The following is a 21,935-nucleotide window of genomic DNA, read 5'->3' as shown; positions in this document are numbered from 1 at the left end:
ACCTAAAACTTATACGCCAGACTGCCCACGACGTTGCGCGGCTTCTGCGGGTTCATGGTCGTGTAGCCAATCCAGTACCGCTCGTTGGTCAGGTTGTCGGCCTTCACCGCCAGCCGGAAGGCCCGTTGCTCGTAGAACACCGACGCGTTCAGCACTGTGTAGGCGGGCAGGACAAACACGCCCTGGCTGACGCTGTTGAGGATCTTGTTGTCGCTGGCATAGTTGCCGCCGAAGCCGATGCCTACCCCTTTTAGTAGTGTCTCGGGCAGGCGGTAGCTCAGCCACAGGTTAGCTAAGTAGGGCGACGAAGCCGTGGACGGTCGGCGGCCGTTCACGTCGGCGTCGGCGCGGGTCAGGCGCGAATCGTTATAGCTGAAACCCGCTACCGCGTTGAAACCCCGGAACGGATTGGCGATCACGTCTACCTCGATACCCCGGCTGCGCTGGGTGCCGTCCTGAATCTGCGCGAAGCGGGCAGCCGCCAGGGGATTGGGGTCAGCACGCAGGATGTCCTGCACGCGGATGTCGTAGTAACTCAGGGTGGTGGTCAGTTTACCCGACGCGGTGTTGAGCTTGATGCCAGCTTCGAACTGGTTGGCCCGTTCGAGCTTCGCGATGCGCTGCGTCAGGCTATCGGTAGCCGTTGCGTCGTAAGCGTTGTACGTCCCCCGGTTGTTGAAACTGTTCTGGTAATTGGCAAACAGCGACACCTGCTCCCGCACCGGCTGGAACACCACGCCGAACTTGGGGGAAAAGGCCGTCTGCCGGAATGGGGTAACCTCGCCCCCGACCAGACCACCCGCGTTCTCGAACCGGTCGACGCGCAGGGCCGCCAGGATGCTGAGCCGGTCGGTCAGGTTTAGCACGTCCGATGCGAAGGCGCTGTACGTATTGGTCAACGTGTTGATGGGGTACGTAAACTGCGGTGGCCCGGCGGCATACAGTGCGGTCAGCGCGGCCCCGTTGAACGTGCTGTAATCGTAACCCGGCACGTTGATGGGTACTACGTCGAGCTGACTGCCGAAGAACGTCTGGTTCGCGTTGATGCGCAGGTAATCCAAGCCCAGCACCACGCGGTTACGGAGACTGCCCAGCCGAAAATCACCGTTGAAATTCTGCTGGATCTCCAGCACGTTGTTGCGGCTGTTGGCGGTCGACTGGTCGGCCCGCGCTAAGTAGCTGGCACCGGTAGCGGTGGCATTCTGCGTTTGAACGGCGTTGGGAATGAGGTAAAAATACGGCCCGAAACCGTCCGAAAAACTGTGGCTGGACGTGAGCTGCGTCGTTGACGTGAAGCGGGGCGACAGCCGGTACGTGACCCGTCCAAATAAGTTAGCACTCCGCGACTGCTGCGACAAGCCGTTGCCCATGTACGACTGCCGGTAATCGAGGTTCAGTTCATCGGCTCGGGATGCGCCCAAAGCAGCCGCCGGGAAGTAGAAAAAGATAATCTGTTTGCCCACGTTGCGGCTCTGGAACAACTCGGCATCCACCTGCACCGACAGCCGGTCGTTGGGTTGGTAGAGCAGGCTGGGCGCTACGGCCACGCTGCGGGCAAAGCCCTGGGTCTGGAATGACCGCTCGAACTGGCCCGCCGTGTTGAGCCGGAACAGCAGCGTCCGGCTCTTGTTTACGGGCGTATTTACGTCGGCGCTCACCCGCTGTAAACCGAAGCTACCCGCAGAGTACGCCACTTCGCCCCCGAACGTCTCGTAGGGCTTTTTCGTGACCCGGTTAATTAACCCGCCGTAGGACGTGAGCGTACTGCCAAACAAGGTGGCCGAGGGGCCTTTGATGACCTCTAGTTTCTCTAAGTTCACCGCGTCGATGCTGCCCGATACGTTCCCTGCCAGCCCGTTGCGAAGCTGACTCTGTACAATGAAGCCCCGGCTGCTGTAGTAGCTGCCGCCATCGCCCGACCGGCCGGTGGCTTCCCACATCCGCTGCACACCGGGCGCATTGCGCAGGGCGTCGTCTACCGAAAAAACCAACTGTTCGGTCAGTAGCTCCTTACCGATAGTATTGTAGACCTGTGGATTTTCTAAATTTTTGAGCGGCAGTTTGGCCACGTCATCGCTTTCCTGGCGGGCGAAGCGGTTAGTAGCTTCTCCCAGCACCGTGACCGCCTGTAGCTGTTGAGCCGTTTCGGCCAGATTGACGTTGGTCGTTACGGTTTCACCGGCCCGAACCTCAACCGTTTGTTCTTCGGGTTGGTAACCGATCAGCGAGATGAGCAGCGTCTGCGGACCGGTTGGCACATTTTTGAGGGTAAACCGTCCGGCTTCGTCGGTCAGGCTGCCCCGGTTTTGGCCTTTCAGGACGATGTTGACGAAAGCACCCGCCTGGCCATCGGCGGTGGTGATTGTACCACGAACGGTACCTTTTAGGGATCGGTTCGACGGGTCGGGTTGAGCCTGACTAAGCCCGGTAGTCAGCAGTAGAAAAGCAATATAAAGTACTCGTTTCATAAGGTTGTATTCATTAATTGGTCAGGATTTTGTCTGCGCTCCCCACGCCCACCGCAGCGACGTGTACCACAGCCGCCCGGCGAGGGTGGGAATAAATTGCGGGTCGGTATAGCCCGTTACATTATCGACGCCTGCCTGGAAGGTGAGTGATTTGTACGTTTTAGCGGCCGATGCGTTCCAGGTTACGTAACCTTGCACATATTCGCCGTCGCTGTCTAAGATCAGGTTGCCGTTGCGGTCTGCGAATCCGTAACGCCCCCGGTAAATACCCCGCAGCGACGCCGACAGACCGGTTTTTTGGTGTTCGTAAAACAGTTTAACGTTGGCCATGTGCCTCGAGCGGTTCAGTAAACCACCGTAATCGCCGGGCCGGACGCGCTCGCTGACGAGCGTCTCCACGTTGCGCCGATAAACCGTTCCGGCCGCCACAGCCGCCACTACAGCTTTGTCTCTGGCCACCAAATACTGATAGCCCGTGCTCATGGTCAACCGCCCGGATGCACCGACCAGCCATCGGTAGCCACCGTCAACTTCGATTCCCTGCGTAAACACCCGGTTCAGATTGGTGTAGCTGAACACGTTCTGGCCGTTGGTTTTGCGGGCCACCACCTGCGTTTCGATCAGGTTGCTGATATCGTTACGGAACACGTTCACGTTCAACCCAGTAAAGTTTTTCAGAACCGTAGCAGGCTTGATCTGTATCCCTAAATTGTACGCCACCGAACGCTCCGCCCGAATGCTGCCAAACCGGGCGGGGTCGAGCAGCACTTCGGCAATCTGTCCCTGCTGTTGCAGCCGGGCAATGCCAGCCGCCAATTCCTGGGTGCCAAAAACACTGTAACCCGCCACGGCATTGTCGAAATTGAGGTACAACTGCCGGAAGTCGGGGGCTTTGAACCCAGCGCCTACACTGCCGCGCAGGGCAACGCTTTTCGAGAGTTCGTACCGCCCCGACACCTTCGGGCTGAACTGATGCGCGTATTGGCTGTGCGCGTCGAAACGTCCTCCGGCAATGACGGTCCACCGCGCCGTTGGCATCCATTCGTGCTGCACAAACCCGTAGCGCGTCGTAAATCGCTGCCGGTTCGTGTAGCGGGTAGCCTCCACACTCTCCATAATCAGGCCCGCACCTGCCGTCAGAATATGCTCTGGATTGATGATACGCTCGACCACGACTTCGGGCCGGTCGAACGTCTGGCGGAAGAAACTGTCGTCATACGATTTGTCCGTCCCGAGATAGCGCAGATTGGTATTGGTCTGATAGCCTGTGCGGTAGTAGCGGTAGGTGAACTTCCAGCGGTCCGTTGGCCGGTGTGTCAGTACGGGGTTCAGGTTGTAGTCGCGTACCGTTCCCGGTCCCGCCACCCGCTCAGATGCGTTGAGGACGAAGGCATTGTTCTGCTGCTCGGTAAAATACCGGCCCGATACCGACAGATTCAGTTTCGGCGAGAAACGGTACGTGAGCCGACCGCTGCGGGTGTAGTTCACAAAGGGTGCAACGGTTTGATTACCAGCATCTATCTGCCCCGTCGCATCGGGCAGCGAATACCCTGCCGACTGGTAGCGATTGCCGAAGACGTAGATACCCAGCTTGCCGAAACGACTGCTGACGTCGCCCGATAGGTCGCTCGTTCGGTTGGCTCCGTAGCGGGTAGCGAAACTTCCACTTTGGTTCGATTTTTCCGGCTGATTGGAAAGTTGCCCCCCGGCCGTTTCGGTGATGATATTGACCACGCCCGCCAGTGCTTCCGAGCCGTACAAACTCGACGACGGACCTTTCACAATCTCGATCTGTTTGATGTTGCCCACCGCCAGCCGCGTGAGGTCGAGCGTACCGGCCGTGCGGCCCACAAGCGGTTCGCCATCCACCAAAATCAGCGTATAGTCCGGCCCGAATCCCTGAATCTGGATGCCCTGCCCGTGGTCGGTTACGACGGCCAGCCCAGTTTGTTCGCGCAGGACGTCGCTGAGCCGCAGGCTACCCATCTGCCGAATCTGCTTCGCGCTGATCACCGTAACGGGCAGAGGCAGTGCACCCATTGGCCGCTCGGAGCGCGTTGCCGTCACCACGACCTCATCCAGCGCCTGACCAGCCCGCGTTGCGAGCGTGTCAGGAAGGGGTTGCTGCGCGAGTGACAGGCTGAGAAGGAGCGGTACGAACATACGGATATGGCAGGTAGACCAGCCGAAAATTGGTAGGACTTACGTCTTACGGATGGCATCAACGGCACAAACGTAGAGTCTATTTAGAATCCGTCCAAATAATTTCAGCATTTATTTGAAATCTTTCTAAATAAGCATAGTTTTGTACCGACCAATCCGTTCACCTATCCGTTTGTTTATTATGCGATTATCACTTCTTGCGTTAGTACTATTGCTGGGAGGCAGGGACGCACTGGCCCAATCTGCTCCGAAACCGGAAGACATCGCGGCTATCAAAGGGCAGTGCGGCTGCCATGACGTTAACTTTTTGTACGCCGAGACATTCGCTCCCGAAAAGACGTACACCTTCAAAGACCGCTACACCGCCAAGGGTACGGAATGGGTATTTGTCGTGGAAGAGTCGGGAACGCCGGGCGCAAAGCCATCCGACCTGCCCGGCAAAATCGTGATCCAGCACCTGCTCGTCGCCAACGACACGATGGTGATTAAGCACTGGCGCGAAGACTGGTTGTATGAGAATACGGCCCTGCTCAAATTTGACCAGAGCGCGTCGTGGAAACGGGCCAATCTAACACCCGCACAGGCCAAAGGACAGTGGACGCAGAAGGTATTTGAAGTAGACGACAGCCCGCGCTACGAAGGGTCGGCCACCTGGATTCATGCCGATGGTCGGCATTTTTGGGAGAGCACCGTCGATGCCCCACTGCCCCGGCGCGAGTACACCAAACGCACTGATTACAACGTCATGCGCCGGACGAATCATCACGAAATCTGGCCCGACGGTTACGTCCATGAGCAGGACAACGACAAACTCATTCGCTCCGAAGCGGGCGACCAACTGTTAGTTTCCGAGAAAGGAATAAATAGGTACAAGCGCACCGACGAGACCAAGTGCCAGGCTGCCAAAGACTGGTGGGCCAAAAATCGGACATACTGGAACGATGTACGGGCCGTATGGGATGAGGTGCTCAGCAAGCGGGATGGGGTGGCGTTGCGCGGGCAGGTGAAAGGCAACGTATTGGGCCGTGAATTAGACGAACTGGCCGCAACGGCGCAAAAACCAGGCTACAACTCAGCCACCGCCCGCCCATTGATCCAGGACGTTATCAGCAAATACTTGAAATAGGAGAATTCAGGGTTAGCAAGTGGCCTGCTACGGGCCAGTTACTTCCACACCTACATGGAATCAGCTCAAAACGCTAACCAACCCGACAGTTTGATCGCGAATGGCGTAACGGGGATGCCGGTGCGCCCGACGTTGTCGCGGTACGTGAGCCGGTGAACGGCATCTACACGCAGGACTTTAAATATGTTGTCGATGCCGTAGCCCACTTCGACGTAGGGCGTTCGGTTGAGCGAGCTGAACCCCTCCACCGGGTGACCCTGCGCGTCGGCGGTCGGAATCGTCGCCAGATTAGCCCCCGAAACGCTGCCCACCAGCACCTTCGCCGTAATCAGTTCGCGCCATTTCAACTGCCGGAGCAGCGGAAGTCGGTTGAATAGCAACCCGCCGAAATTGTGCTCGAACTGCACCGTGGCCCAGCGGTCGCAGATGAATTCAAAGTAATTCATCAGGTTGTAGGCGTTGTCGACGTAAAACACCGATTCGTTGGCCAGCGGGGTATAGAGCAGGGGATAGGGCACGGTTGATGGAATGACACCAGCGCCCAGCGTGTAATACGTCCGGCCCAGCACCCCCAACCGCGCCGAATGCCGCATGGTCAGGGCAATGCGCTGGTAGGTGAAGTCGCTGCCCAGCACGTCGCGGATGCCGATGGCGTAGCGAAACGTAAAAATCGGCTTGCGCGTGGCCCCGGCGCTCACCCGAACGTTGTCGTTCTGGAGCATGACCTCGTCGGGAGCGAAGCGCGTTTCTGAGATCAGTTCGGTCGTGCAGAACGTGGTCCGAATGGCCTGATCGTTATCACCGGGCTGTGGGCGGAAAGCAAACGGAAACAGCGGCTCGAACGCCCGGTTGCGCAGGGCCAATGTCTGAGTGAAGCCCCGGCCCATTTCGCGCCGGAAATACACTAAATTTTCTCCCTGAAAATATGGCCGCCGGATGGTGCCGAAGCGCGAAAAGGCCCCAAAAAGTGAGTTGTTCCCGATGTTATCGGCCGAGACGCCAACGCGCTCCAGATCGTATGACCGCCGGGCACCCACCACCGTCCAGGGTTTTCGATTCAGGATGTACTCAGCCCCCCATCCGTATTTGAAGGTTCGGTCGAGGGTTCCGTAGGCCACGTAGCCACTGAGCAGCCACTTTCGGCTGAAGCCGATGTTCGTCCGTCCGCCCAGCCGGAAGCGGATGCCTTCCACGTCGTTGTTGGCGTAGGAATACAGGACCGGCCCCAGGTCAATATTCAGCCCGTTGATGGGTACATAGCCCAGCACGCCGAGTTTAATGATCTCACCCGCCACTTTCACGAACGGTATATTTCGTACGGAATCCACCATGCGAATGGCCTGTAACTCATTGGACGAGAGCGAATCGGGCCGGACACTTTTCCAGAATTTAGCATCGGCCGTGCGGAAATCGTCGGCTAATTCAACGGCTGGATCGTAGAAACCAACCTCTTTGGGTTCGTTTTCGGCGATGTTACGGGATGTGCCGAAAAAACGAATCAGCGCACCGGGAGAGCGGGGGGTCGGTTCGTCGGTGTCGATGGTTACCTGCGTCTGCGTCGGAAAAAGCATTCCCGATGGCGTTGGGTCCCATTCCTGCTCAATATGCAGTTCATCGACAAAGTTGATATTGGCCCGCTTATCGACCCGCGCATCCACCTGCGCCAGTGCCATCCGGAGCGTATCAATCCAAACCGTTCCGGTGAAGGCCAGATCGGTAACGCGTTTGGGCGTGAACTCAATTTCGTAGCAGATCGAATTACCCAGCAGGGCGGTGTCTTTCATTCGGAACGAGTACACGGCTTCCCACTGACCGCCTATCGGTGAGGGAATATCTTTACGGAGCACGTTGAGGGCGTTCCGGTAGAAGTTATACTGCTGAAACGAAGCTCCCGTAAATTGAGCAATCAGGCCACCGTCGCTCACCCCCACGCCCGTCACGCGGGACTTCAAAACAACCTCTTTAACTTTCTCAGGGTTGCTGCGGGCGTAAAAATTAGAAAACGTTTCGGAGATGAAAACCGGCACGGCGGGTTGCCCGTTGTCGTCCGTCAGCGCCGGTAGCTTGCCCAGCAAGCGACCAACCGGCCCCGGCCGACGGTTATTTTTCCGCTTTTTGCTGAAGTTGTTGATGTACCCCTCAATCTTGGTGTAGCTGTCATACTGGTACGCCTTTAGTTTCGAGGGATCATATTGCCCCCGCCGACCCACCGTTTCGCGGATGACGCGGTAGGCCGGGTCGCCCCCTTTGGCGTAGACCCGCACTTCCTGCAAACTGGTTGCTGCGGGCGTTAGTTGCGCGTCAATCGTCTGGGCCTGGATGGCTACAATGGGGTAGGACCGGGTGCGATAGCCTAAGCTGAGAACGAGCAGCGAATCGGCTGCCTGCTTAATTTTGAGTGAATAGCGGCCATTAACGTCGGACGTTGTGCCTGTCGTCTGGCCTTTTACGGCGACGCTGACGAAGGGGATACCCTCGCCGGTAAGGGCGTCGGTCACGCGCCCGCTGATGGCATACGTCGTCTGGGCCGATGTCGATACTGACCCGCTAATGAGCAGCACGAAGCCAAACGCAGCGAGAACGTGTATTGGTAATTTCATTCAATTGTTGGTGGATTATCAATCATACCGGGTAACCTAAAATTAGTCAACAGAGTTTACTAATCAGTTAATTTTTATAGAGACGGTTGAAATCATACCGGTCAGACTGGCATCCTTTAGTAGTCGGTACGCCGGCCGACCGAATCTCGTTGCAGCCTCAAACGGCTCAGTTCCCAAATTAGATAGCTTCTTACTCAAAGCAGCTATTCGTTCTACGCCGGTCAGCAGACCTTTACACTGTCCAGAGCGGGTACGAAAGGCTTGTATACGCAACTGGATTGCTGGATAATTTCAGCATTGACTGTCAACAATTTAACTCCTCTTTACCATGAAACTGACTAAACTAATTTCGCTGGCCGCTGCTTGTTTAACGGCCTTGAGTACGAGCGTCACGGCTCAGTCACCGGACGTTTTACTGGGCGACAGCAAGTCTGCATCAATCGTTTACGACGATAAATCCGGCCCTGCACTGTCTATTCAACCGGCCCAACCGGCCGAAGAATTTGCTCTTTCGAGCAATGAGCCTTTCTTTTTGGGCGGTAAATCAGCCTTAGAGAAGCATTTAAAGAGTCTCCGCCTGTATCCTCATCAGGCGCGCCTAATTCTTGCCGAGGGAACGGTGCGGGTACGGTTTCGGGTGCAGGCCAGCGGTGATTTAACGGACATCGAGGTTGTGCAGTCCCATGGGGCGGTGCTGGACGGAGCAGCCGTTAAGGCCGTAGCGCTGATGCCCCGCTGGTATCCGGCACACCGGTCGGGCATGGCGGTTAGCAGCTTAGTTGAACTGCCTATCACATTTCGTCTCGACTAAACGAACTACCAAAACCTGAACTGCATCATCAGTTAGCCGCCGTAGTCTCCACTAATTTACTCACCGGGCGGGCCGATTGCATGGCGGCAATCCGCCAGGCGTCGTCCTGCCGCTTCAGCACGTGCGTATAAATGACTGTGCTGGTTTTGGCCGCGTTGGTCGACGTGCCCTGAACCACAATCACGTTGTCGTCAAGGGCTTCGGCCCGGTCAATGGTCGGCTGCATTGGCTCACTGGGGGACGTAAGCCGATTAGATCCGCTGGTCAGCGTTCCGTCTTCGGTGAGTATAGCCGTTTTTTCGGTTAAAAGTTTTCCAATGGCTGCCGTATCACCTTTGCTGAATGCGTTGGCGTAGGCGGTTTCGGTGACGCGGGCAATGGAGTCGACGGTCGGCTGCGCTAATGGGCCACCCCGTTTGGGTTTGTCGCCCCGCACCAGGGTCTTACCGGCATTGGCCAACTTGCTGAAAACGGGCAGATCGGCCGCAATGCCACCCGCGAACACAACAGCTATTAGGGCCGGTATCACAAACTCCTGCCGGATGCCGCCCGTTCGCCGATTTTTGGTGTAGCCCCGGATAGACGACCAGTTGTTAACGACGTGGAACACGGCTGCGGCTACGAACAGGATGCCAAACCAGGCGTGAATGTGGTCGACGGCGTGAGAACCCTGGGCAAAGTAGATGAGCAGCCCCGTTACGGACAAAACAAGGAAGATGAGCGCCACCGACAGGCTGACGAGATTTTTGGATTTCACAGAATCGTACGGTTAAGATGAGTGTGTATGGGTGTTTAGTGTTTGAGTGTTAGCGCAGTTGGACGTACACCCCCAAACACTTATACACCCTAAAGTAAATACTCTGTAATTCAAGTATTTAGGTGTTTCACCCCCTGCCCTAAAGGGAGCATGCTGACTCGTAAGCCTACTTTTGCGTCAGCAGGCTCCCTTTAGGGCGGGGGGTGAAACACCGAAACAATCATACACCCCAAAGATAGTCAGACCTTACAGGTTTTTGAAACCTGCAAGGTCTGACTATCTGGTAATGTACTTTCTACGAGCGGGGACGGCCACCGCCACCGGCCGGAGCCGATTGCTGTTGCGGTTGGCTGTCGTTGCCTCCGCCACCCTCACCGCCTTTCACGTCGTCGTTGTCGATGGATTTCCGGCGTTTGCGCGGAGAATCGAAACTCATTTTACCAATTTTGTAGCTGAACGTCAGCCGAACACCGGCATTGTAGAAATTGTTCGTGCTGGACTGCGACAGGATGGGTGACCGCAGTTCGGTCCGCTGCACAAATGGATGATTGAAGATATTCTCGGCGGCTAAACCAAGGCTGGCTTTCTTCTGGTTGAAATCCTTTCGCAGGCCAAAGCTGTAGAAAAACATGGTGCTTTGGTAACCCTGCAACTGCACCTGCCGACCCCGCATCCCGCTAAATACCTGCGCACCCCAGCCGTTTTTCAGCGTCAGGCTGCTCTGTATCCGGCCCGACACGATCCAGCCGGAGTTAGACGCGTTGTAAATTGGATTGCTATTATTATTAGTCAGGTTGACGTGGAAAATGTCGACGCCCCCGCCAATCTGCCACTTCGAGAACAGCGTGCCGTTACCGAACAGGTTCAGCCCGTAGGCGTCCTGCCGCCCCACGTTCTGGTAATTCGTACGGATAACCTGCTGAAATACCGGGTTGACCACATCGCCGAACGCCTGCGTTGCCGTGTCGCGAACGGCCGTGATTTCATTGTTGGTGCGCCGGGCAAACAGCGATGCGTTTATGTACAGGCCTTTGATATTCGCGCTGGTGCTGAGTTCGAGGTTGTCGGTCAGTTCGGGCGAGAGGTACGGGTTGCCAACGGTAATGTTGGTTGGGTTAGCCGCGTTGATGTTGGGGTTCAGAAACTGAATGCCCGGCCGCTGAATCCGGCGGTTGTAGGCTAATTTGATGATCCGGCCACCGCCTAAGCTTTTTGAGACGTTGATGCTCGGTACGAGATTGCCGTAGTTGGGTATCGCCGTTGTTCCCTCGGCATTCGTCACCTCGTCCGACGTGTTGCTGAACCGGGCGTTCACGAACGTGTATTCGTACCGCGCTCCGGCTTTAATCGTGTACTTGTTCTTGGTCGTTACCGTATAGGACAGGTACGTAGCCGCGATGTTCTGATCGTAGAAGAGCGTATTGGCGGGGCGGCTGTTGTCGGTCACGAATGGCGCATCGGCACCGTCGGCCCGCAGGTACTCAAATTCACTGTTGACCTGTCGGAAAATACCTTTTGCGCCAAACTCCACCAACTGATTGGTTTTTATGGGCGTCTGATAATCGACCTGCAACGTTGATTCCTGATTATAGCTCAGGTTGTCGTTCCGCTGCCGGGACGTAATGGTTTCAAAATCGACTCCGCTCAGAATGTCGGCTACGAAGTTGTTCGTGCGGTTGTTGCGGCTATAGAGCGCCAGCACGCTTAGTTCCTGCTGCGGTTTGTAGGTTCGCAGGTACGTTAAGTTGGCATCCACCGTACCCGACAGGTCTTTGGTTTCGACGTTTCGGTTGTTAACAATCGGGAAGAAACCATTGGGCAGGAACGTCTGCGTCAGCAGATTGTTCTGGTTGGTGATGCCGTTGCGGGCACCGTAGCGCAGGCTGGCCGTGAGCGAAGTATTCTTGTCGATGTCATAGTCCCAGCCCAACTGGTAGTTGCCGAATAGCCGCTGATTGAGGGTGCTGGCCGACTGAAGCGTCCGTATAGTGCCCGTGGGCGAGGCCGTGGTCTGGTCGTTGCTGAATGCTCCCCGAACGTTGTACTCCGCCCGCCCGAAGCCGCCCAGCGAAAAACCCATTTTACCGACACGGTAGTTACCGTTGATGCCGAGGTTAGCGCCCCGATTGCCCGCACCCCCGTTTACGTCGAGTGTGGCACCCTGCAAGGTCGTTTTCTTGGTGATGATGTTGATAATACCCGCCGATCCTTCGGCATCATACTTGGCAGAAGGCGAGGTGATCACTTCCACCGTCTTAATCATGTCGGCCGGAATCTGTTTCAGCGCATCGGCGACGCTGCTGGCGACGATGGTACTCGGTTTGTTATTGATCAACACCCGCACGTTAGCGCTGCCGCGCAGGCTCACGTTGCCGTCCAGATCGACCGACAGCATGGGCACTTTGCGCAGAATGTCGCCCGCATCGCCCCCTTTGGCCGTAATGTCTTTGTCGGCGTTGTAAACCAGCCGATCCACTTTTTCTTCAATCATCGCCGACTGACCCACCACGTTCACTTCGTTAAGCGTACGGGTGTCGGTGGCGAGTTTCACCAAACCGAGATTGAGATCCGTACCACGGGCGACTACAATCGGAGCGGTCCGTTTGTCGCGGTAGCCAATGAATGAGTACTGAAGCCGGTAGGTGCCAGGAGCCAGCCGACCGAGCACAAACTTTCCTTTTCCGTCGGACGTCGCCCCGTCAATGGGTTTATTCGTCTCCGCATTGAGCAGCGCAACGGTGGCGTATTCAACGGGTTTGCCGGTGGTTGAATCCATGAGCACACCCGTTATTTTACCATTGCCGCGCGGCAGCGGGTCCGACTCCGATCCCAATCCGGTTGCTTCGGTGCGCCGGGGCCGTTCGTCACTGTTACCGCCCCCACCCGGACGACCACCGCCGGGGCCACCCCCTCCCGGAAACTGGGCAAACAATGTGGTTGAGCTAACGAGGAGCAGGGCGAGTAACAGGGTTTTCATAGCAGTCGGTTGTGTGCGTTTCAGATTGATGCCCAAAGGTGCGAAGGCGTACTTACGCCGGGAAATCAATCTGGCCGAATGCCGGTTTTTTGGGGTTGAACGGGAGGATTGGGCTGGGGAAGACGAGGCTCTACAATGAAAAAATGCCATCTACCTCATCAGTCTGTCATCAACTCGCTCAGGATCTTCTGGGCCGCAATCGAAATCACCGTGCCTGGCCCGAAGATGCCCTTCACACCAGCGTCGTATAGGTATTGGTAGTCGGCGGCTGGAATAACGCCCCCCGCAATGACCATAATATCGTCGCGGCCGATCTTTTTAAGTTCGTCAATCAACTGCGGCACCAGCGTTTTATGACCGGCGGCTAAGCTCGACACACCCACGATGTGCACATCGTTTTCAGCCGCTTGCCGGGCCACTTCGTCAGGCGTCTGGAACAGCGGCCCCATATCGACGTCGAAGCCCAGATCGGCAAAACTGGTGGCAATGATTTTAGCGCCCCGGTCGTGGCCATCCTGCCCCATCTTGGCCACCAGGATGCGGGGTCGACGCCCATCGAGGTCGGCGAAGCGGTCGCTCATTTCGCGGGCGAGCCGGAAGTTCTCATCGTCCGATACTTCGGCGGAGTAAATACCCGATACCGCCCGGATGGTGGCTTTATGCCGACCGAATGCGTTTTCCATTGCGTCTGATATTTCGCCGAGGGTAGCGCGGTGGCGGGCCGCTTCGATGGCCAGAGCGAGTAAATTACCCTCACCCCCAGCCCCTCCCGCAACGGCGGACCGCCCCAAAGGAGAGGGGTGTGCAACCGGAGTCCTTCTCCCCTCTCCTTTGGGGCGGTCCGCCGTTGCGGGAGGGGCTGGGGGTGAGGGGTTGTGTGCCGCCCCCGTAAGCGCGTCCAGCGCCCTTTTCACCTTCTCCTCGTCCCGTTCTGATTTTACCCGCTCTAACCGGGCAAGCTGTGATTCGCGAACGGCCTGATTATCAATAGTTAGTAGTTCAATTTGGGTGTCAGTGGCGGGTTTGTATCGATTGACACCCACAATCACGTCTTTACCTCCGTCGATGCGGGCCTGCTTGCGGGCGGCTGCTTCTTCAATGCGGAGTTTGGGCAGGCCCGTTTCGATAGCCTTCGTCATGCCGCCCAACTGTTCCACTTCCTCAATCAGCGCCCACGCTTTTTCAGTCAATTCCTTTGTCAGATACTCCACGTAATAGGAGCCGCCCCACGGGTCCACAGCGCGGGTAATGTCAGTTTCGTGTTGCAAATACAACTGCGTGTTGCGGGCAATGCGGGCCGAGAAGTCGGTGGGCAGGGCAATGGCTTCGTCTAAGGAGTTGGTGTGCAGGCTCTGTGTTCCGCCCAGCACGGCCGCGAGGGCTTCAATGGTCGTTCGGGCGACGTTGTTGAACGGGTCCTGCTCGGTCAGGCTGTAGCCCGACGTTTGGCAGTGGGTGCGCAAGGCCAGCGACTTTGGATTTTTAGGCTCGAACTGCTGCACGATTTTGGCCCACAGTAACCGCCCAGCCCGGAGTTTGGCAATCTCCATAAAGTGATTCATGCCAATACCCCAAAAGAACGACAGACGCGGGGCGAAATCGTCGATGCCCATACCCGACCGCAAACCCGTACGGATGTATTCGAGACCGTCGGCGAGGGTGTAGGCCAGTTCGAGGTGGGCCGGGGCACCCGCTTCGTGCATGTGGTAGCCGCTGATGCTGATGGAGTTGAATTTGGGCATGTGCCCAGCCGTGTACGAAAAAATATCGCCCACAATGCGCATCGACGGTTCGGGCGGGTAGATATAGGTGTTGCGCACCATGAACTCCTTCAAAATGTCGTTCTGAATCGTGCCCGACAGCTTCTCCGGCGGAACGCCCTGCTCTTCGGCCGCGACGATAAAAAACGCCATGATCGGCAGCACGGCCCCGTTCATGGTCATCGACACCGACATCTGATCGAGGGGGATCTGGTCGAACAGGATTTTCATGTCCTCGACCGTGTCGATGGCCACGCCCGCCTTGCCCACGTCGCCCACCACGCGCGGGTGATCGGAGTCGTAACCCCGGTGGGTAGCCAGATCGAACGCCACCGACAGCCCTTTTTGCCCGGCCGCGAGGTTACGCCGGTAAAACGCATTCGACGCTTCGGCCGTTGAGAAACCCGCATACTGCCGAATCGTCCACGGTTGCCGCACGTACATACTGGCGTACGGTCCCCGCAGATATGGCGGAATTCCAGCTTGTAGGGACGCAAAATTTTGTGTCTCTACGTCGGCGGCCGTGAACCGGGGTTTGAGTTTTATGCCCTCCGGCGTTGTGTAGGGTTTATTGGTGGTATCTGTAGTCGAGTCGCTACTAATTGCCGGGGATGGGGGCGGGTTTGTAAAGGTGGGTCTCATTTGTCAGCTTCGTTACTGTGGTAAACTTAAAACGATTAATGTCCCGAACAGCCAACTTTCGGCGACGCGCTGAATCATACCCCGCCAAGGAAACAGAGCTTGTACGGACAGCAGAACAGCACCCGCCAGTACCGTATAACCAATTGTGTCGAACCAGCTACCGGGAAGACGGTCGGCGGCTTGAATCAGAAAAAAAGCCCCCCCTGCGTATTCGACAAAACCACCCAGATTATGAATCTGTTGCCGGGTCGTACCGCTTAACGGCGATCCCTTATCGCACGGAAAAAACGCAGCTACGATATAGCCGATTCCAACGCAAGCCGACAGACCGCCCAGAACCGGGTCTATTTCTTCCGATGCCCGCTGGTACAAGAACAAACTGACCAGCAACAGAATGCCCCCCGTGGGCAGAAAAAGGCCAAGACTTACAAGCCGACTGTCGGCTGATTCTGTTTCGCCTAACTCGCTGATTGTGTGGCGCACGTGGCTATAGTCACTTCGGTGGTGAGCAAAATAAATAATACCGACGAGCAGATACAGCGTGGCAAGTAAGTAAATTATGGATACGATCATTATTCAAACTCCTCCGCCAATCGTCGGTTGGGTAATAAACCTGTAAGGTCTCTAAAGACATTGCAAGTTTGATCCGGTGTTTCATCGTGCCGAAACTTAGTAACGCCCACCAGCACCTTTCCATTCTGCACGGCGTCGACTTTCGCCTGGTAGGCTCGCTCAATCTCGTCGGCGATGAACCCGGATGTGAATGCTTTGGCGAAGCCCCCGCGCTGCTCAACGTCCAGAAATAATGCCCAGGCGGTTTCGGCCAACTCATGCGTCAGGGTTTCGATGTAATAAGACCCCGCCGACGGGTCGGCCACTTTATCGAAGTAGCTTTCTTCTTTTAGCAATACCGACACGTTGCGGGCAATCCGATGGGCAAATTCACGGTCGGAGTCGGCGGCTTGTTGCCCCAAAACGGCGTCGTATGGTCGAACCGTCAGCGCATCACAGCCACCCACAACGGCGGCCATTGCTTCGGTGGTGGCCCGGAGCAGATTAGTATAGGGCGTCGCTGCTGCGTCGTAAAAGGCCGAGGTTTGGGCGTGGATGATTAACGAATGATTGATGAGTGATGAATAATGAGTAATGAACCGGCGGAACAACACCCGCAGGGCGCGGAGTTTGGCAATCTCCATAAAATAGCTCGTGCCAACCGATACCGACAACGTCGTTTTGGGAATGAGTTGGTCGATGGTCAGCCCTGCATCTGTCAGGGAATCGTATGCGTCGGCTAAAGTCGCCAGGGTGAAGGCCAGTTCCTGGGTAGCGGTGGCCCCAGCATTATGAAACGCGTGGCTGCTGGCGCATACCGTCCTGAACTGGGGTGAGTCGGCCGTCAGGCGGGTTATAGTAGCCGTATGAATCCCCATGTTAGTGAGCAGCCCCCCCTTGAGTTGGTAGGGCGCAACGGTTTTCAACGCCGTTATCAGCGTCGCGGCATCGGCGGTGTCGGTACGGAAAAAGATGGGCGTGTCGCTGAGTTTGATGCCGTTAAGAACCCGTGACAACCGTTGAATGGCTGCGTCACCAGTTCCAGGCGCATCCGGCATGTTGATTACCAGCGCATCGGCCCCGCGTGTCAGGGCATCCCGCAGCGTGCTATTGTCGGCCTGAGCATCGTCGGTCAGGCTATAAATCGGCGTGTTAAGCCAGCCAGCCGTTTGTTTTTGGACATTCGGCAACGGTCCTTCCGGCAGATCGTCGGCGGTGTAATAGGGTTCGGCAATGAATCCCTCGCCGGTGTGCCAGCGCAGGCTTTGGGAGGCCGCCGGGTCTTTTAGCTCCTTCTGCACCTGGGCCAGCCAGTCCGATTTATCGGCAGGTGGAAAATTTGTACGCGAAAACGAGTCCATCGAATGGTTGATGACAATGTATCCGTAAAAGTAGCGCTTTCTCTTTTCGGGGACAAAGTGCCCTTCTGACGGGTTGGTGGGCGAGTGATTTTGCATTATTCAAAGGGATTGATTTGCCGCCTTGACCTTCCGCCCGAATCCCGTAATTTTAGCTTAACAAAGCAACCCGAACGAACACGTCTCAAGCGCCGGACCGCCGGGCGTACAGGCCGGGCCAGACGGTCGAATAGTCAGGCTAACCTGCGTGGCGCAATCGAAAAAAACGCGGACCGGGTACGATTTCCCGGTCAGATAATTAGCTACATTTGTCTCCCTTTTTTCGGCGCTTGGAATGTCGGCGGCACCCACCGTAATCAGTCAGTAACTCAGTGAACGGATCGAATCAACCAGGAATGCCGCGTGAAGTGATAACGGTCTGGAATCGTTGTCTGGCCGTAATCCGGGAAATCGTGCCCGAACAGAGCTTTAACACGTGGTTTGAACCGATTGTGCCGATGCGGCTCAACGGGCACGTGCTGACGATTCAGGTGCCGAGTGAATTCTTTTACGAATGGCTCGAAGAAAACTTCGTTCATGCCCTGCGCAAAGCCCTCGACACCGCCATTGGCCGCGACGGGCAGCTCGAATACTCGATTATCGTGGACAAGGGCAATGAACAGAACAGGCCCCTGACGGTCAATGTGCCGACGACCAAATCGACCTACACCTCCAAACCCGACAACGTCAACCCCGATATTCTTAAAAGTCCGTTTCAGCTTAAAGACCTCGATTCGCTCACGCTCGATTCGTACCTCAATCCGAGTTATACCTTCGATAACTACGTGGAAGGCGACTGCAACCGGCTGGCCCGGTCGGCGGGTTACGCCGTAGCCGAACGACCCGGTATCACGTCGTTCAATCCGCTGATGATTCACGGGGGCGTGGGGCTGGGCAAAACGCACTTGGTGCAGGCGATTGGTAATTTCATCAAGAACAACAACCAGAATAAGTTTGTCCTCTACGTGACGTCGGAGAAGTTTACCAACCAGTTTTTGAACGCGATTCGCTCCGACGGCATCCGCGATTTCACCAGTTTTTACATGCAGGTCGACGTGCTGGTGATTGATGATGTGCAGTTTTTGCAGAAGAAAGAGAAAACGCAGGAGATTTTCTTCCATATTTTCAATCACCTCCATCAGTCGGGCAAGCAGATTATCATGACCTCCGACCGCGCACCGAGGGCGCTCGACGGGCTGGAAGACCGGCTGTTGTCGCGGTTTAAGTGGGGACTGTCGGCCGATTTGCAGACGCCCGACCTGGAAACGCGCATCGTTATTATCCAGAAAAAACTCCAGGCCGAGGGCGTTTACATCGAAGCCGCCGTCATCGAATACTTAGCCCACAGCATCAACACGAACGTGCGCGAACTGGAAGGCGTCATTGTGTCGCTGATGGCGCAGGCATCGCTCAACCGGCGGGAGATCGACCTCGAACTCGCCAAACAAACCTTGCGGAGCATCGTCGTCGATTCGGAGCGGGAAGTCACCATCGACTCGGTGCAGGAAGCCGTCGCCGGTTTCTACAACGTCACCATCGCCGATCTGAAAGCCAAAAGCCGCAAGCGCGAACTGGTACACCCGCGCCAGATAGCGATGTACTTAGCCAAAGAAAAGACGGATCTGTCGCTCAAGTCGATTGGGTATCATTTCGGCGGGCGCGACCACAGCACTGTCATCCACGCCATCCAGACGGTCAGCGATTTAGCCGCCAAACACGCCGAAACCCGTGAAATTTTGGATAAGTTGAAGGCGATGTTTCGGTAAACGTTTCCGCTACCCCTCCATGCTACAGTTTCTATCCCGGAGCGAAGTCGATACGGTCGCGTGGGATGCCTGCGTAACGGCTTCGTCGGAGCGAATTCTCTATGGGTATGCCTGGTATCTGGATGCGGTGGCAAGCAGCGGAGCATGGTGCTGGGTTGGACTGGTTTTGATGGGCGAAGCAGATGCATACCGGGCCGTGATGCCCGTGCCGCTGCGCCGTAAACAGGGCATCTGGGTCGTGCATCAGCCGCTGTTTTGCCAGTTCCTGGATGTCTTCTCACCCGATAAAACCCTCGACTCGACTCCTTTTCTGGAGGCCCTTCAGCAACGATACCGGTATGGATCGGTACTGAACGTTCGTCCTTGTCCTCATCCGTCGCTAAATTTCGACCTTGTCCGGCAACGGGCCACGCACGTACTCGACCTGTCGGTAAGCTACGAAGCCATCGCCCGCCACTATACCCACGACCGAAAACTGAACCTGCGCCGGGCTATAAATTACGGCTGGACCATTATCGACTCAACCGACCCGGAACCGTTGCTGACCTTGTTCCGCGACCATCATGCCAACAGCATCGACGGCGGGGTGGGGGAGTGGGCCTACGCCACGCTGCGCCGATTAATTCAGGCCCTGCAGCAGCGGGGGCTGGCAACGCTCCAATACGCGTTGCGCAACGGCCAAATTGAAGCAGGCGCTCTGTTTGTGCAGGAGGGAAACCGGATTATCTACCTGTTCAATGCCGCGTCGGAAACGGGTCGTCGGGGAAATGCGCGAACGCTGCTCATCGACCAATTCATCCGGGCGAATTCGGGAAAGCCGGTTCTGTTCGATTTTGAAAGTCCGCCGAAGGAATCAATCGTGAACTTTTACCTGAGTTTCGGCGCTGTTGAAGCCGCGTTCCGCGAAGTACGCTGGAGCCGGTTGACACTTGTAGAAAGGGGCATCAAGGCGTTGCTGACGCTGTTTGGGTAGGGTGTGACACCCCTTAAAAGTACCGCAATGGCTGCTTCAGTCCATTGGTTCGTTTGAGGTCCATCACCATTGACCCCACGAACAGGTCGACCTCTACTTTGACGGGTATTTTGTTGGCATCGTCGGAAACGAAAATGCGGATGGACTCTTCGTCTTTAAAGAGTTTGTTTTGGGGCAGCACCGGATGCAGTCGGATAACATTGACCTTACCACGCTTGGTTTTAACGACGTCTTTACCCCGGTAGCGGACTTTCATGTTATAGACCGTGTCGTCGTAAAACGCCGGTACTTCAATTACCTGACCACTGCTAAGCCGGTTGAAGTCGATGGTGCGCAGAAAATAGTAGCCGCTGATGAGGTCGTGCACATTGTCGGGCACTTTAAAAATGTCGCGTTCCGTGCGTTCTTCGGCTTTCACGGTGTTGGCCGTGTGATTAAACGTAATGTTTTCTTCTTTGCGGTAGCTGTTCTCCTGGATGCTGGAATAAAACTTTTGGGGCAGAATGGCCGACGTGTCGATGTAAGAACGCCAGGTGTCACGAACGCGGGTGACTAAGTCGAAGGCCCCCACCGTGCGGCCGTCGACGTTGACGCGGTAACAAGGGCGTTCGTTCACTTTATACAGCGTTGGGCTAACATCGACAATTGCCTCGGCCGCGTTCAGAAAACCGTAGTGAACGCGGTATTCGAGGTGCTCACCCAGCCCGAAACTGGTATTGACCACGCGTCGGTACGTATTCAGAGCCGAAAAACCGGTGCCCAAAATAGAAATAACGCAAAGACCAATTAAATACTTCTTCATAAAAACAGTCACCCAATGGCCGGGCCTCGTTTACAGCGATGGATAAGTTTGTTTGAGGTATGTCAGATACTGCTTAAAGTTGCCACGAAACCGGTTGGTAAACTCCTGCCGGAAACGATTTTGTTGATTCCGGTACGTCAAATACCCTATAAAGTACGCATTATTGGGTAAATTTAGTTTGTTCAACGGGCGCTTTTTTACTGAACGTGCCTTCGTTACGCTACGTTCGTCGGTAATCGTATCCGACGAGGAGACGATTTGGGCAATTGTCTGCCACTTCAACGAATCTTTGACTGCAACGGGTGTGCCGGGTTTAAACGTCTGGTACAAACTATTGAGTGTTCGGGTGCCGCGCAGAATGTGCTGATCGTACCGCTCATAAAATGCATTCGTCGCCAGATAATCCCGGTAAGCAACGGACGCCTTGCCGTATTTCTGCGCCAGAAACCGCAGTGCCCCGTATCCCCCGACAAAGTCAGCTAAGTTCTCGTTGTATTCCAAACTGTTCTTCACAAACAGAGTGCCGTGCGTTAACTCGTGAATAATCAACTCCGCCAAATCGCCTTCTGACCGCTCCAGCATATTGGACAAAATCGGTTCGTTGAAGAATCCCAGGGTCGAGTAAGCCGCTACCGTATTGATTCGCGTGTCGTACCCTTGTCGTTGCAGCAGCGTATCGGCCTGTTGCAGCCGGGCGTAGTCGAAAAACCCTTTGTACGGAAACTTACCCAGAATCGGAACGCTGTATTCCATCGGCACGAGCCGGTACTTCTCTGACCCGATCAGCACCCACATCAGCGGCTTACCGTTTAAATCGTGAAACGATTCGTAACTATTCGACGGATCAAGTTTCAGCGAATCAATAGCAAAACGCTTGATTTCGCCGATAAGTTTGAGCTGACGTTTCAGCGAATCGGGGTAAGTCGGGTCATTCAGCACCTCAGCAACAGGAGTTGTATTCAGCATGATTCGCAGTTGTCCCTTCGCCTGCATGTAGCCATAACTGACCAGCTCCCACTGCCAGACCACCAAAACGGCGAGTACCCCCACCACAACAAGAGCAATTTTTTTGAACATTGGTTAGAATGTCTGTTCGTTTATGAGTAAACAAGCAGAGCCGTACAAAGGTATCACGGACTTA

Annotated in this window: 14 protein-coding genes; 4 read left to right on the top strand and 10 right to left on the bottom strand. The window is 55.9% G+C overall.

All coding sequences use genetic code 11. From position 1 onward, the window contains the following. Positions 1 to 2: 2 nt before the first annotated feature. Positions 3 to 2,468 carry a TonB-dependent receptor domain-containing protein gene (locus ACYVHB_RS09500; RefSeq protein WP_461051471.1) on the bottom strand — a complete coding sequence of 822 codons (2,466 nt, stop codon included), beginning with the start codon at positions 2,466 to 2,468 and terminating at the stop codon, positions 3 to 5. 21 nt (positions 2,469 to 2,489) lie between these two features. Next, a complete protein-coding gene (locus tag ACYVHB_RS09495; protein ID WP_461051470.1) occupies positions 2,490 to 4,631 on the bottom strand; it encodes a TonB-dependent receptor plug domain-containing protein in 2,142 nt (713 codons plus the stop codon). Positions 4,632 to 4,812: 181 nt separating this feature from the next. Between ACYVHB_RS09495 and ACYVHB_RS09490 the strand changes: the two genes are divergently transcribed. Next, positions 4,813 to 5,757 (top strand): DUF6607 family protein, encoded by a 945-nt coding sequence (locus ACYVHB_RS09490; protein ID WP_461051469.1) that lies wholly within the window; start codon positions 4,813 to 4,815, stop codon positions 5,755 to 5,757. Positions 5,758 to 5,822: 65 nt separating this feature from the next. Here the strand turns inward: ACYVHB_RS09490 and ACYVHB_RS09485 are convergent, their stop codons facing one another. Beyond that, positions 5,823 to 8,357, bottom strand: coding sequence for a DUF5686 and carboxypeptidase-like regulatory domain-containing protein (locus ACYVHB_RS09485; protein ID WP_461051468.1), 2,535 nt, complete (start codon positions 8,355 to 8,357; stop codon positions 5,823 to 5,825). A 328-nt stretch (positions 8,358 to 8,685) separates the two neighbouring features. Here ACYVHB_RS09485 and ACYVHB_RS09480 point away from each other — a divergent pair, with 328 nt between their 5' ends. Next, the gene (locus ACYVHB_RS09480; RefSeq protein WP_461051467.1) at positions 8,686 to 9,168 is read left to right on the top strand and encodes an energy transducer TonB; all 483 of its coding nucleotides are present in this window, start codon (positions 8,686 to 8,688) and stop codon (positions 9,166 to 9,168) included. A gap of 28 nt (positions 9,169 to 9,196) precedes the next feature. Here ACYVHB_RS09480 and ACYVHB_RS09475 read toward each other — a convergent pair whose 3' ends face one another. The 5 genes from ACYVHB_RS09475 to ACYVHB_RS09455 form a co-directional block, all read right to left on the bottom strand. Next, positions 9,197 to 9,925: a DUF4405 domain-containing protein gene (locus ACYVHB_RS09475; protein WP_461051466.1), complete on the bottom strand. Its 729-nt coding sequence runs from the start codon at positions 9,923 to 9,925 to the stop codon at positions 9,197 to 9,199. Between the two features lie 295 nt (positions 9,926 to 10,220). Further along, a complete protein-coding gene (locus ACYVHB_RS09470) occupies positions 10,221 to 12,902 on the bottom strand; it encodes a TonB-dependent receptor (RefSeq protein ID WP_461051465.1) in 2,682 nt (893 codons plus the stop codon). 158 nt (positions 12,903 to 13,060) lie between these two features. After that, positions 13,061 to 15,304 (bottom strand): methylmalonyl-CoA mutase, encoded by a 2,244-nt coding sequence (gene scpA, locus ACYVHB_RS09465; RefSeq protein WP_461051464.1) that lies wholly within the window; start codon positions 15,302 to 15,304, stop codon positions 13,061 to 13,063. A gap of 12 nt (positions 15,305 to 15,316) precedes the next feature. Next, positions 15,317 to 15,877 (bottom strand): DUF998 domain-containing protein, encoded by a 561-nt coding sequence (locus tag ACYVHB_RS09460; protein WP_461051463.1) that lies wholly within the window; start codon positions 15,875 to 15,877, stop codon positions 15,317 to 15,319. Continuing rightward, positions 15,877 to 17,313 (bottom strand): methylmalonyl-CoA mutase family protein, encoded by a 1,437-nt coding sequence (locus tag ACYVHB_RS09455; RefSeq protein WP_461051462.1) that lies wholly within the window; start codon positions 17,311 to 17,313, stop codon positions 15,877 to 15,879. Before ACYVHB_RS09455 ends, ACYVHB_RS09460 begins: the two co-directional genes overlap by 1 nt. A 296-nt stretch (positions 17,314 to 17,609) precedes the next feature. Between ACYVHB_RS09455 and dnaA the strand changes: the two genes are divergently transcribed. Further along, a complete protein-coding gene (dnaA, locus tag ACYVHB_RS09450) occupies positions 17,610 to 19,019 on the top strand; it encodes a chromosomal replication initiator protein DnaA (RefSeq protein ID WP_461051461.1) in 1,410 nt (469 codons plus the stop codon). Positions 19,020 to 19,038: 19 nt separating this feature from the next. Further along, positions 19,039 to 19,992, top strand: coding sequence for a GNAT family N-acetyltransferase (locus ACYVHB_RS09445; protein WP_461051460.1), 954 nt, complete (start codon positions 19,039 to 19,041; stop codon positions 19,990 to 19,992). Positions 19,993 to 20,005: 13 nt separating this feature from the next. Here ACYVHB_RS09445 and ACYVHB_RS09440 read toward each other — a convergent pair whose 3' ends face one another. Both ACYVHB_RS09440 and ACYVHB_RS09435 read right to left on the bottom strand, forming a co-directional pair. Beyond that, positions 20,006 to 20,794, bottom strand: a complete 789-nt coding sequence (locus ACYVHB_RS09440; protein ID WP_461051459.1) for a DUF3108 domain-containing protein — start codon at positions 20,792 to 20,794, stop codon at positions 20,006 to 20,008. A gap of 30 nt (positions 20,795 to 20,824) precedes the next feature. Then, complete coding sequence (locus ACYVHB_RS09435; protein WP_461051458.1) at positions 20,825 to 21,871, bottom strand: aminopeptidase; 1,047 nt, start codon at positions 21,869 to 21,871, stop codon at positions 20,825 to 20,827. Positions 21,872 to 21,935 lie beyond the last annotated feature (64 nt).

It is taken from the genome of Spirosoma arcticum (genome assembly GCF_054779955.1).
Note: the sequence above shows the minus strand (reverse complement) of the source record. Positions and strands in the feature narration are given on the sequence as shown.